The sequence below is a fragment of the Microbacterium sp. NPDC078428 genome, assembly GCF_044542535.1.
GTDB lineage: Bacteria > Actinomycetota > Actinomycetes > Actinomycetales > Microbacteriaceae > Microbacterium > Microbacterium limosum.
The window spans coordinates 237,955-251,521 of record NZ_JBITUP010000002.1 but is presented as its reverse complement, the minus strand read 5'-3'; the positions used below and the strand labels follow the sequence as shown (position 1 = coordinate 251,521).

Annotated in this window: 7 protein-coding genes and 1 tRNA gene; 6 read left to right on the top strand and 2 right to left on the bottom strand. The window is 65.6% G+C overall.

From position 1 onward, the window contains the following. Positions 1-4 precede the first annotated feature (4 nt). On the bottom strand, positions 5-1,117 hold the full coding sequence (serC, locus tag ACIGCK_RS05355; RefSeq protein ID WP_396664416.1) for a phosphoserine transaminase: 1,113 nt from the start codon (positions 1,115-1,117) through the stop codon (positions 5-7). Positions 1,118-1,214: 97 nt separating this feature from the next. On the opposite strand from serC, the gene ACIGCK_RS05350 reads away from it, so the two are divergent. From ACIGCK_RS05350 to ACIGCK_RS05335, 4 genes are all read left to right on the top strand, one after another. After that, positions 1,215-1,916: a metal-dependent transcriptional regulator gene (locus ACIGCK_RS05350; RefSeq protein WP_330170193.1), complete on the top strand. Its 702-nt coding sequence runs from the start codon at positions 1,215-1,217 to the stop codon at positions 1,914-1,916. A 234-nt stretch (positions 1,917-2,150) separates the two neighbouring features. Next, the gene (locus ACIGCK_RS05345) at positions 2,151-3,053 is read left to right on the top strand and encodes a M23 family metallopeptidase (RefSeq protein WP_396664414.1); all 903 of its coding nucleotides are present in this window, start codon (positions 2,151-2,153) and stop codon (positions 3,051-3,053) included. A 398-nt stretch (positions 3,054-3,451) separates the two neighbouring features. Continuing rightward, on the top strand, positions 3,452-3,949 hold the full coding sequence (locus tag ACIGCK_RS05340; RefSeq protein WP_396664412.1) for an HNH endonuclease: 498 nt from the start codon (positions 3,452-3,454) through the stop codon (positions 3,947-3,949). Positions 3,950-4,033: 84 nt separating this feature from the next. Beyond that, positions 4,034-4,105, top strand: a tRNA-Arg gene (locus ACIGCK_RS05335). A 211-nt stretch (positions 4,106-4,316) separates the two neighbouring features. Here ACIGCK_RS05335 and ACIGCK_RS05330 read toward each other — a convergent pair. Next, complete coding sequence (locus ACIGCK_RS05330; protein WP_396664410.1) at positions 4,317-5,453, bottom strand: tyrosine-type recombinase/integrase; 1,137 nt, start codon at positions 5,451-5,453, stop codon at positions 4,317-4,319. A gap of 603 nt (positions 5,454-6,056) precedes the next feature. Between ACIGCK_RS05330 and ACIGCK_RS05325 the strand changes: the two genes are divergently transcribed. Then, positions 6,057-10,061, top strand: coding sequence for an Eco57I restriction-modification methylase domain-containing protein (locus tag ACIGCK_RS05325; RefSeq protein ID WP_396664408.1), 4,005 nt, complete (start codon positions 6,057-6,059; stop codon positions 10,059-10,061). Continuing rightward, positions 10,058-13,501 (top strand): SNF2-related protein, encoded by a 3,444-nt coding sequence (locus ACIGCK_RS05320; protein ID WP_396664406.1) that lies wholly within the window; start codon positions 10,058-10,060, stop codon positions 13,499-13,501. Before ACIGCK_RS05325 ends, ACIGCK_RS05320 begins: the two co-directional genes overlap by 4 nt. The last annotated feature ends 66 nt before the right edge of the window (positions 13,502-13,567 follow it).

The window sequence follows — 13,567 nt, the reverse complement described above, 5'->3', positions numbered from 1 at the left end:
CGGCTCAAAGCCGCTCGAGCGTGTAGTCGATCGACGCGATCAGCTGGCGCACGTCGGACGGCTCGATCGAGACGAACGTCGCGACGCGCAGCTGGTTGCGCCCGAGCTTGCGGTAAGGCTCGGTGTCGACGATTCCGTTCGACCGCAGCGACGCGGCGAGTGCCGCGGCATCCACCGACTCGTCGAAGTCGATCGTGACGACGACGGGGGAGCGATCGGCCGGATCGGCGACGAACGGCGTCGCGACGGCGGACGCCTCGGCCCACTCGTAGAGCGCGGTGGAGGATTCGGCCGTGCGAGCCGCGGCCCACGTGAGGCCGCCGTTGTCGGTGATCCACGAGAGCTGGTCGTGCAGCAGGAACAGCGTGGTCAGCGCGGGGGTGTTGAGCGTCTGCTCGAGGCGGGAGTTCTCGAGCGCGTTCTTGAGGCTGAGGAACTCGGGGATGTAGCGGCCCGAGGCGGCGATGCGCTCGATGCGCTCGATCGCGGCGGGCGAGACGGCGGCGAACCACAGGCCGCCGTCGGAGCCGAGGTTCTTCTGCGGGGCGAAGTAGTAGACGTCGGCCTCGGCGACGTCGAAGAAGATGCCGCCGGCGGCGCTCGTGGCGTCGATGACGGTGAGGGCGCCCTCGTCGCCGCGCACGCGCTGCACGGGGGCGGAGACGCCCGTGGAGGTCTCGTTGTGGGGCCACGCGTAGACGTCGACGCCCTCGACCGCTTCCGCGATCGCGCGCGTGCCGGGGTCGGCCTTGCGCACGTCGGGCGCTTCGAGCCACGGGGCCCTGGCGGCCGCGGCGAACTTGCCGCCGAACTCGCCGAAGACGAGGTTCTGCGAGCGGCGCTCGATGAGGCCGAATGCCGCGGCATCCCAGAACGCGGTGGATCCGCCGTTGCCGAGCAAGATCTCGTAGCCCTCGGGGATGCGGAAGAGGTCGGCGAGCAGGCCCCGCACGTCGCGCACGAGGTTCTTCACGGGGGCCTGGCGGTGCGAGGTGCCGAGCAGCGAGGCGCCCGTCGTGGCCAGCGCCTCGAGCTGTGCGGCGCGCACCTTCGACGGTCCGCAGCCGAATCGACCGTCGACGGGCAGGAGTTCGGTGGGCAGCGTCACGTGGGGCATGGCTCCGATTCTAGGGGCGGCCATCCGTGCGACCCTCCGGGCGTCGGGTGCCTGGATTAGGCTTGCCTCCGTAGGCCTGAAGCGAGGAAACCCGGTCATGACCGATCTCATCGACACCACCGAGATGTATCTGCGCACGATCCTCGAACTCGAGGAAGAGAACATCGTGCCGCTGCGCGCGCGCATCTCCGAGCGGCTGGGGCACTCGGGTCCCACGGTGTCGCAGACGGTCGGCCGGATGGAGCGCGACGGCCTCGTCGTGGTCTCCGAGGACCGCAGGCTCGAGCTGACCGACGCGGGGCGCCAGAAGGCGGTCGACGTCATGCGCAAGCACCGGCTCGCCGAGCGCCTGCTCTCCGACGTCATCGGTCTTGACTGGGCCTACGTGCACGAGGAGGCCTGTCGCTGGGAGCACGTCATGAGCGAGCAGGTGGAGCGCCGTCTCGTCGAGCTGCTGGGGCACCCCACCGAGTCGCCGTACGGCAACCCGATCCCGGGCCTGGATCAGCTGGGCGACGTTCCCGCGCTCACCTTCTCGCAGGGCGTCGTGGGGCTCGTGCGGCTGCTCAACGAGAAGGGCGGCCCGATCGAGGGAACCGTGCGCCGTCTCGCCGAGCCCGCGCAGGTAGATCCCGAGCTGCTGGAGCAGCTGCGCGGAGCCGGCGTCGTCCCGGGTGCGCGGGGCAGCTATCGCTTCAACGAGGGGTACGTGCTGGTCGAGATGGACGGCGCAGAGGAGGGCCTCGAGCTTCCCGTCGAGGTCGCCGCGCATATCTTCCTCGTCGACGCGAGCGTCTGATCGCGACCCTTCTGCTCCCGTTGCGCGGGGCCGCGGCATCCACATTCCGGACCGCCCGACGTGACAGAATCGTTATCGTCGGGTAATCTCGGGGAGTCGCGCGGCGAGAAGCCCGTCGCACGAACACCGCCCGGTACGCCCCACAGGTTCGTCACTCCGAGCGGTCGCGCCACGCCTGAACGCGCCGACGAACCGCACCCACCCGAAATCGGGTGCCGGGGCCGGAGGACCAGCTTGGCTGATAACGACAACACGCCCGCGAGCGCTCCCGACGCGGCCGGATCCGACCTCGGTCGGCGGCCCTCTCGGTGGCAGGCAACCAAGCGAGCCTGGGCGTCCCGCCCGCAGCGAGCGAGCAAGGCCGTCGTCGCCTCGTCGTCGGTGGCGCGCATCGAGTCGAAGCGTCGCGGTCCGCTCCGCAGCGTGCTGACCATCGCGGCCGTCACGGGCCTCGTGGCCACTGTCGCCCTCCCCGCCTATGCGGCCTTCTCGCCTGAAGAGGCCACCACCACGATGGAGCAGCTCGCCGCCGACGGCGCGCAGACGCTCGTCGTGGCCTCCGAAGTTCAGGGCTCCGACCTCTCCCGCAGCTCGTACGCGGCCACGACGCCCGACGAGATCGCGAAGAAGAAGGCCGAGGAGGCCGCGGCCGCTGCGGCCGCCGCAGCCGCCGCGGCGCGAACGCAGGCAGCATCCTCGGGCGGATCGTACGCCGTTCCCGCCGGGGTGCCGCTCGTGGCGCCGGGCTCCGGCATCGTGCGTCGCCCGCTGCCGTACTTCAACAACTTCGGCGCCCCCTACGCCGGTCACCGCGGCACCGACTACATGGTCGAGCGCGGCACCCCCATCTACTCCGTCGCGGACGGCGTCGTCACGACGTCGACCGACGGCGGCGGGGCGCTGGGTGTGACCGTCACGATCATGCACAACATCAACGGGCACGCCGTGCAGAGCGTCTACGGTCACATGCTCGGCGGCAGCCGCACGGTGAGCGCGGGGCAGACGGTGAGTGCCGGGCAGATGATCGGTCAGGTCAGCGACACGGGTCGTGCTTTTGGCACACACCTGCATCTCATGATCCATGTCGATGGCACGCGCGTGGATGCCGAGGGCTGGCTCGTCGCCAACGCCGGCTGAGTCGCTGCCTCCCTTTGCGTCGGGCGCGCGGCGCTTCGCCGCGGTGCGGCGCCGGGGCGGATGTCGCGGCATCCGTCATTTGTTCATCTCCCGCCACGGGCAGATCGTTCACCGGCGCGTCGGCCGGGTGCGCATCCTGGTGAGGTACCCTTACCGCGACGCGTGATCGAGCGGAGGGGGGAGCCGATGGACCGAATACCTCGCATTCGAACCAGGAATGCGCAAGGTCGTTACGTCCTTCGGCATCGAGTGCACTTCTGCCGCGGCATGGCCGTGGTTCCAGGGCGCTGTCTGTAAAGACGGCGTCCTTTTTTGTGCTCGCGCACCCCTTTCGTGAGGTTCCGCGTCAGTGATTCGAATACCGCTGAAGCCGTCACGGCCATTCGAAAGGAACCCGGATGCGCACTCTGGTGCTGAACGCAGGCTATGAGCCCCTCGCGATCGTGTCGTTCAAGCGAGCCCTCGTGCTCGTGATGAATGCGAAGGCGACCGTCATCGAACGCGTGGAGGATGATCCGGTCTGCGGCATCCAGGGCACGTTCGATCGGCCGGCCGTGATCGTGCTGACCCGCTACGTGCGCGTGCCGCAGGCGCGTCGCGTGCCCGTCACTCGGCGGGGGGTGCTGCGTCGGGACAGGCATCGGTGCGGGTACTGCGGCAAGAGTGCGACGACGATCGATCACGTGCTGCCGCGCTCGCGCGGGGGAGCGGACTCGTGGGAGAACCTCGTGGCCGCGTGTCTTCGGTGCAACAACGTGAAGGGCGATCGCACTCCTGCCGAGATGCGCTGGGAGCTGCGCCTGACGCCGCGCGCGCCCCATGGGGCGCAGTGGACGGTGCGGGGTTCGGAGTGTTCGGACCCGGTGTGGGAGCCCTATCTCGAGCTTGCCGCCTGAGGCTGGAGGTGCTCGAGCGCTTGCTCGAGCCCGGCTCGGGCTTGCTCGGGGGTTTCGTGGGGCGCCGTTAGACTGGACGGGCCAGCCTCTGTAGCTCAATGGAAGAGCAGTTGCGTCCTAAGCAAACGGTTGGGGGTTCGAGTCCCTCCAGGGGTACAATCTCTTTTTGGCTCTGATCAGGAATTTCTTCTGTGGATAGGCCGCTCAGGAGTCACTTTTGGCCGCTTTTTGGCCGCATTTGAGAAAACTATGAGCTCCGATCGAGCCTCATTCAAGGACCTTCAAGCCGCTTCGTTCGACGTCGTGGAGCGCCGAAATCGAGCACTTCCAGCGGTTCGAGGCCTGGCGAGAAACTGAGCAATCTGCTTTATGGTCGCTGCGGCCGGGCATAGCGGGTCTGCGGACCCGACGGCAGCGCCACCAGCGGCATAGCGTCGTTCAGTCGTTGCGCGACGGCATCCAGATCGTCGTCGAACAGGTCGGCGTAGGTGTCCAGCGTCATCGCCGCAGACGCGTGCCCCAACATCCGCTGCACGGCCTTCACGTTGGCGCCAGAGCTGATCGCGAGCGACGCGGCGGTGTGGCGGAGGTCGTGCGGAGTGACTCGCGGGATCGACGGATCGACCGCCTGGGCGCGCTTCACCGCGTTCGCGAACCAACCCTGCGCGCCTGAGTTGCGCATGTGATCGACGCCGTCACCGAAGAGCAATCCTTCCGGGCCCTTGCCCGCGCAGGCCTCCTCGATCATCGGAGCGAGCCGCTGAGGGTATGGGACCGAGCGCTTCTCGTGCGTCTTGGGCGTGCCGACATGGATCTCATAGGCGATCATCACGGCGTTCTCCTCGATGACGAAGCGTCGACGCAGTCGATTGACGCTGCGTACCCGCAGGCCTGTCGCCTCGCCCCAGCGAAGGCCGGTGTACGCCAGTGTTAGGACCATGGTCGGATGCGCCGAGCACGCCGCCAGCGTCGCCACCTGGTCGTGTGAGAGGTAGACGCGGCGTCTGCCCGGGCCGTTGCGAGGGAGATTGCGGATATGGCGGGCCGGGTTACTCGTCAGGCGACGATCGTCGATCGCCACATCGAGAATGCCGGCAAGGACTCCCAAGGCGCGAAGAACAACGGTGCGCGACTTCCGAGTCGCGAGTTCTGACACCCAATCCTGGACTTCAGAACGGCGGATCGAGGAGATCTCCCTATGAGCCCAGACCGGAGCGACGTGATTCTTCCACGCCTGCTCGAGCGTCACAAAGTACGAGGGCTTCGACATCGGCGGGTGCTTAGATCGCAGCCAACTGTCCGCGAACATCCGGACCGGAACCCGCGACGAGGACGGGTCGATATAGTCGCCCTTCGACTTCGACACCGTCACCATGGAGAGGTACAGCTTCGCCTCACGCATCGTCGTGAAGCCGCGCTTCTGTGTCTCGGTGTGATCTGGCTTTCGGTAGCGCACGCGGTATCGGCGCCCATTTACCGTCTCGTACGGGGTGATGGTGCCCATCTCGACCTCCGCTCGGTGCCGCCTCGATGGTCAGTATCGGGCTAGTGTCGGACACTGGTCGGATCCCGTCAATCCTGCCGATGACAGATGTGGATAGATGTCGGAAGACGTCGTCAACTGGCGTTCGGAAGGGTGGGGGCGCCTCCCTCCGACGCCGAGAGAGTAGCGATCGGTCGTGTCTCCGTTCTCGCCGCTCACTCCTTGCAGACTTCGCGCGGGCGCGCTCCGCTTAGCAGCCGTTCGGCGACGAGCACTGCGCCACACCCGATCGCTTCGGTGGCTGATTGTCGGAGGAAAGAGGGAGACTGAACGAGCGCCGCGCGGCGCGCGCGTCTTGAAAGCACCGCGACGATGTGCTGTCGGTAACGCACAGCGGGAGAAAGGGCTCTGGATCCTCGGTGCACATCGCCGGTGACGATGAATTTCTCCTTGCCTCCTGTCCGGGCGCCTGCAGATTGAGTCTCGCCGCAATCGGTCAGGCCGGGTCGGTGTCCACTCATCAGATGTTTGCTCGGCGAGATCGCCCTATGAATGCGTGTGGCGCGGCGATTTGCGTGATCGGATGCGTGCGGCGGGTCGGCGTTGTGTCTGGCACGATTGCCAATGAGTGTGGAGAAAGCAGGGAACGTGTCGGCATTGCAGCTTGATGGGTCGAGCACAGTCGCATGGGCGGATGCGCCCTCGGGCGCTGTCGATGCACTCGTTGTCCTCGGCCAGGATGACGCCGGGGCAGGAGCAATCCAGGTCGGTGTCGCTCGTCTCTCCGGGCGTCCAACGAAGGGCATGCTTGACGACCTGTGGAAGTCGCGCGGCACGCGGGCCCCGATGGGCTTCATCGTCGCAGCAGTCACCCCGGATGGGGTCTGGATTCACTATCCGTCAGCCGGCGCTCCGCCCATCGGGCCTGTCGCGATCGGTCAGGCGGAGCGTCAGCTCCAGTCTGTGCTGGGAGAGGGGAACGGGCTCGCTGCTCACGGGCGTATCCGAGCCATTCAAGAGGCAATGTCCTCGGCTGGTGCGGACGGCTTCTCCAACCACTTCCTGTTCGCCACGTACCACCTCAACCGTGACGTGCCCCGCCGCCCCGACTGGGAATTCGCAGGCCAGAAGGCGTCTCCGATCCTGCCGAAGCGTGGCGCCGACTTGGTGACGGCGCTCGGGTTCGACGCTGAGCCCGCGGGGTCGGAGCGGCTGCTCGTCCTCCGCACGTCAAGTGGCCCCCGTCGAGCCGTGGCCGTTCTGCTTCGCCACGACGAGCACTTTGATCAGAAGTCCGCGACCTACCAGCTCACACCAGTGGCCAAGGCACTCGAAATCGCCGGCCGCGAGGACGTGCCGTGGGTGATCGCGCTGCGCAAGTCCACCCTGCGGCTCTATCCGGGAAGAGACGGGGTAGGTGTCGGCCAGCGCGGCCAGTCAGAGACGTACTTCGAGCTGGACTTGGATCTGCTCGCGCCCGAGCAAGCCGCGCTGCTCACGCTCATCTTCTCCGCTGAGGCACTCGACGCAAACGGCTCAGCGCAGCAGATCCTCGACGGCTCCGGCAAGTACGCAGCCGATCTCGGCACGCGCCTCCGCGACCGCGTTTACGAGGGTGTGGTCCCTCGAGTCGCGCTCGCGATCGCCGATCAGCTCCCGTCACTTGGGCTCGCGCTCGACACGCAAGGGCTTCAGACCGCGTACCGGCTCACAATGCGCATCCTGTTCCGCCTGCTGTTCCAGGCCTACGGGGAGGCGACCGAGTTGCTGCCCGCTGGCCGCAACGCTAACTATGACGCGAACTCGCTTCAGGCATTCATCACCCGGGAGATCGGAACAGGCCCCGACCAGTTCTCTACCGAGTCGGCAGCGATCTGGTCAGACCTCACCCAGGTGTGGGGGGTGATCTTCCACGGCAACTCACGCTGGGAGGTGCCCACCTATGGCGGTAGCCTGTTCGACCCAGCCACCGAAGAAGGCGCGCTACTGGCTCACGTCACGCTCACCGACAGCGTGATCGGCCCCGCCCTCCAGGAACTCCTCAGCGAGGAGACCGTCGACCAAACTTGGGGTCCGGTCGACTTTCGCAGCCTGCAGGTGCGCGAGTTCGGCACCATCTACGAGGGCCTGCTCGAATCCAGCCTCTCGCTCGCCGACCAAGACCTCACCGTCGACCAGAACGGCGCGTACGTCCCAGCGAAAGACGATGACGAAGTCATCGCGCCAGCAGGACGCCCGTACTTCCACTCGGCATCGGGAGAGCGAAAGGCGACCGGCTCGTACTACACGCCGAAGATCCTCGTGGACCACCTCATCGAGCGTTCGGTCGAACCCGCGCTGAAGGCGCATCTCGACAGAATTAGAACCCTCATGGACGAGGGCAAAGCGCGCCAGGCGGCTGACGCCTTCTTCGACTTCCGTGTGGCCGACCTGGCTATGGGCTCCGCCCACTTCCTCGTCGCAGCCGTCGACAAGATCGAGCGCGGCATGCGCGACTTCCTGACCGGCACCGAGGTGCCGGGCGTTCGCGCTGAACTCACCCGACTCGCGGAGAAGGCGCGCGAGGCACTCGGGGAGGACTCCGACGGTGCCAAGGCGATCACCGACGGCCAACTCCTCCGCCGTCAGGTGGCCCGCCGCTGCATTTACGGTCTCGACATCAATCCTCTCGCCGTCGAGCTGTCACAGCTTGCGCTCTGGATTCACACCTTCGTGCCGGGCCTGCCGATGTCGAGCCTCGACCACGGACTCGTCCTCGCCAACTCCCTCACTGGCATCGGCACCATTGACGAGGCGATGGATGCGCTAAACGCCGACGGTCTGTTCGAGCAGATCATCCGTGAGCCACTGACGGCCGCACGCGACCTCCTAATTGACTACGCGAACGCATCGGAAGCAGACAAGTCAGAGGTTGCCGCTGGTGCGGAGATGCTGGCGAAAGCGCGCGACGCAGCCGCCCCCGCAAACGCGATCTTCAACGTGGCCGTAGCCAAGCGGCTCGGCGTGACGATTGACGAGGCATGGGACGCCGAGCAGTTCGCGGCACTCGCTGCGATGCGCGAAGTTCGCGAAGCGATTGATCCTCTCCAGCCTGCGCATATGCCCTATCTGTTCCCCGAGGTGTTCCTGCGTGAGCGGCCCGGTTTCGATGTGCTGGTCGGTAATCCGCCGTGGGAGACCGTGAAGGTTGAGGAGCAGAAGTGGTGGGGGCTCCGCTCGCCTAAACTCCGATCGATGCCGCAGCAAGCGCGCCGTGCTGCTCTTGACACAATCCAAAAGTCTCGTCCGGACCTCGTGGCGGAGTACCGTCGCGAGATCATAAGGACCGACGCATACGCGAAGGCGCTGCGCTCGGGGCCATTCTCGCTTGGAGCTGGGGATATCGACCTGTACCAGGTGTTCGCGTGGCGTGATTGGTCACTTCTTCGTAGGGGAGGGCGCACGGGGATCGTGCTACCTCGAACTGCGCTCTCCAGCTCGCCCCTCGAACCTTTGCGTCGGGTGATACTCAACGAGGGCAGCTTCGCCGATGTTTGCTTTCTGACGAACAACCAGCAGTGGATCTTCCCGAACGTGCATCCTCAGTACACCGTGGCATTGTCTGTCCTAGAACGCGGGGAGACGCACGTTGTCCGTTTCGTCGGACCCTTCTTTAGCGCGGCGGAGTTCCTTTCTGGCGCCGGGCAGCTCGCAGAGGTTCCGGCGGACGAGTTCGGGTCATGGTCGTCGACCGCTTCCTTTCCGCTGATCCCGGGGTCCAAGGCGGCCGAGATCTTCCGCCTCATGAAGCTGCAACCACGTTTTGATGAGGCGCGGCCGGACTGGCACTTCCGGCTCACAAACGAACTGCACTCGACTAACAACCGCCCGCTGTACGAGTTTGACTTGACGATGAGGGAGGGCAAAATCCCGGTGCTCGCCGGGTCCTCGATGAACCTGTGGGAGCCGGATGCTGGCGATCCATTCGCCTATGCAGATCCCCAACGGCTTCGGGAGCACCTCGCGGCGAAGTTCGCTTCCCAAGTTCGACAGCACCGGTCTCCGTTCTTCGGACTTCAGCTTGAGCAAGGCGTGCTCCCAATGGATCGAGCACGGATTGGCTTTCGGAAGATCGCTCGCTCGACGGATACACGGACCTCAATTGCGTGTCTGCTGCCGCCGGGCTCGGCCGCGACAGAGGCTGTCCAGCTCGTCGTGAGGATCCGAGGCGCCGAGTCTTCAGAGGCTTTCCTACTTGGTGTGCTTTCGAGCATTCCGTTTGACTGGGCAGCACGGCGCTGGGTTGAGATGAACTTCAATTTCTTCGTTATGAATCCTCTCCCGATCCCTGAGTATCGACCGGGCAGCGTGTTGGCCGACCGGGTGGTGCAGGTGGCTGGCCACCTCGCTGCTGTCGATGATCGTTATCGCGGGTGGGCGGAAGCTATCGGCGTTCAAGTCGGAACGGCCAAGGATGAGCCGACAAAGTCGGATCACATTGCAGAGCTCGATGCCCTCGTGAGCCTGCTCTATGCATTGAGTCCGGATCAGGTCACTTATGTCTTCACCACGTTTCAACGTGGTACCGACTACAGCGACCGACTGGCAAGGGTGCTCGAGTACTACGAGCAGTGGAAGGACGCGGCATGACCGAGCAGCTTCCCGTCTTTGCGACGAACCGGATCGCGCCGCCTATGACGGTGCGCGAGGAGGTGCGCCGCATGTTCCGTGTGAATCGGGAGGCGCTTGCCGTTCCTCCGAGCGCGGGGATCGCTACCGCCTACATAAACCCTGCGGGCTTCCTGCTGCTGGCCGACGAGTTGGAGAAGCTGCCGCGCATCCGCATCCTTCTCGGTGCTGACCCCGTTCCCGATCCGTTGCTGCCCGTCGATGCCGACGCGGCCCTCCAGAAGCGGCTCGATGAGGCTCTGACCGATCATGTGCGGTGGCTGAAGGCGGAGCGCGACGCGCTTGGCTTCGAGTTGAAGGCGACGCAATCGGCGAAGCGTCTCGTGGCGTGGCTGCGGGCCGCCGACGAGCGCGGCGAGCCGATCGTCGAGATCCGCCGGTACACGGGCGGCTTTCTGCACGGCAAGGCGTTCATCAGCCATCACCCGACGCATCCCGCCTATCTCGCAGGGTCCTCGAATCTCACGTATGCGGGACTCACGCGCAACGCTGAGCTGAACGTGGGCGCGTCGGGGCAGCACGGCTCGACGCCCCAGGTAATCGACTGGTTCGAGGAGTGCTGGGCGGACTCCGAAACGTTCGATTTGGCCGGGCTGTACGAGCCGTTGTGGGAGGAACACACTCCGTGGAGCGTGTTCCTCCGTATGCTCCTGGCTCGTTACGGGGAGCACCTCGACGATGAGCAGGCCGGGCCGACTCGGTTCGAGCTGACCCGATTCCAGGCCGACGGCGTTAAGCGGATGCGGCGGCTGCTCGACGAGATCGGTGGCGTGCTAGTCGCTGACGAAGTGGGTCTGGGCAAGACCTTTCTTGCTCTCGAAGTGATCGCCGCGGCAACGGAGCAGCAGCGGCAGCGCGTACTTGTTGCGGCTCCCGCCGCGCTCAAGGCATCGGTGTGGGATCCCGTGCTGGAGCAGTACGACATCTCGCGCCGCGTCTCGGTGCACTCTTACGAGGAGATCCGCAGCCGGATGGACCCGGAGCACCCGGAGCATGTCGCCTTTTTCGAACGAGCCGAGGACGCCGCTCTCGTTATCGTCGATGAGGCGCATAACCTGCGCAACGCGGGAGCGGCACGTTCTGCCGCGCTCGACAGGATTATCCTCGCCGGGCGGCATCCGAAGAAGGTCGTCCTGCTCACGGCCACCCCGGTTAACAATTCGCTCATCGACCTTGAGACGTTGGTGAAGTACTTCATCCGCGACGACGCCCGATTCGCATCCATCGGTATCCCGTCGATCCGCAAGTACATCCGCGATGCACAGGCGCTCGACCCCGAGGCGCTCACGCCCGCGCACCTGTTCGACCTTATGGACCAGGTCGCGGTGCGGCGTACCAGAAAGTTTGTCAAGGACAATTACCGCGGCGAGACGATTGCCGGGCCCGGTGGCAAAAAGGTCCCGGTAGAGTTCCCCGACGCTGATGTGCGCCGCGTCGACTATCAGCTCGATGAGCCCGGCGAAGTGTTGGTCCATGCCGTCACTTACGCGCTACATATCCCGGACGATGAAGCCCACGTCGCGTCGTTCAGCGTGCGCCGCAGCGACCCAGGTCGACTCCTGCTCGCACGATACGTCCCCAGCCGCTACTTGAAGACTGAGGACCTCAACAAGACCGAAGTCTCGAACATGGGGCTACTTCGCTCCGCGCTGCTCAAGCGGCTGGAATCCTCGCCGACCGCGCTGGCAGGAACGCTGGGAGTGCTCATCCATGCACACGAGGCATTCCTCTCCGCGCTTGGCAAGGGCACAGTACTCGTCGGCGGAGCGCTCCGTGACTACGTCAACTCCGAGTCGGAAGACCTCGACGAGATCGTTGCCGGCCTCGACGAGGACACCGAGCACCAAGCCACCCCTGCCGCGCTGTATGACGCAGAGCTGCTGGCATCCGATGTCGAACGCGATCTCGTGCTAATCCGACAGCTCCAGTCCCTCTCCGAGGCGGCAGCGCACGACAGCGAGCCGAAAGTCGCGGCGCTCCTCGCCGAGCTTGAGCGGATTGCTGCCGAGGCGGAGAAACCCGCAGTTACGAACGCCCCTGCCGGGGACCGGCGGAAGGTCATTGTCTTCTCCACCTACGCCGACACGATCCGCGATCTACATGATCGGCTTACCGACGCTCTGGACGCCGTCCCGGACGGCTCGCCCCTTGCGTCCTACCGGGGCCGGGTTGCGCCCGCGGTGATCGGCGAGTTCGCCTCGGGCAAACGCGGCGGCATCGACCAACCGACCCGGGCGAAGGCGGTCGCCAACTTCGCACCCCGCACCGCAGGCCAGCTCCGAGACGACGGTACCCCCATCGAGGCAGACCTCTACGACATCCTGCTGACGACAGACGTGCTCGCCGAGGGCGTGAACCTTCAGCAGGCTGCGCACATCGTGAACTACGACCTTCCCTGGAATCCGATGCGCATTGTGCAACGCCACGGCCGCGTCGACCGCATCGGCAGCCAGCACAAGTCCATCGAGCTCGGCGTATTCTTCCCCGCCGAACATCTTGACGAGTTCCTCGGCCTCGAGCAGACCCTGATCCGCAAGCTCAGGCAAGCCGACGCGGCGATCGGCGCAGGCAAGGTGCTCCCGGGAGTCTCGCACTACCCGCCTCAGGAGCACTACGACCCCGACGCGATCGTCGAAGAGATCGAGGAACTTATTGAGCAAGGCGGCGGGTCCGCCGCGGGATCCGGTGAGGAGTACCGACGGCGCCTCACAAACGCGTTTGATGCAGATCAGGGACTCCGCGGACGCCTCGAAGACTTGCCGTACGGTATCGGCAGCGGATTTGTGAACCCGGCCGTCTCTGGCCGCTCCTTCGTGTTCTGCATGCAGATGGGCGACACGGGCGACATCTGGTTCCGCAACGTCAACGCCGACGACGCCTGGCAGCCCGTCGCCGACGAAGACGGTCGGGTCGTCATCGATGACACCCTGATCTCGCTCGTCACTGCAGATCCCGGCCAACCGGACAGGGCGCGCTCCCTGCCAGACGAAGCATTTCGCGCTGCCTACGAGGCATGGGCCCTAGCGCAAGAAGATGCGCATGACGAATGGATGCGGTCCACCGACCCCAACGCCCTCGCCGCCGAGATCCCAGCATCGTTCCGCGACGCACGCGAGGTCATCATGAACAAGGGCGGCCATCTGGGAGCAGCGCAGCTCGAGACAATCAAGCGCCTCAATACGGTGCCGGCCGCGAAGGCGCGGAAGGCGATGCGGGCTGCGCTGCGTACCGCTGGGAAGGCCGAGATGGTCGTTGACGCGATCGTTCAAGTGCTTGACGATTTCGGTATTCAGCCGGCGGAGAAGGTCGAGCCGCTCCCTCCCATCACGCTAGACGACGTTCGCCTCATCGCGTGGATGGCCGTTGAGGGTGCGAAGGCAGTGAACGCTGCGATTGGCTAGGCCGAGGACTGTCCAAACAAGATGAAGCTCGTAAGTGAAAATGACCCGCTGCAAGGGGAGCCAAGT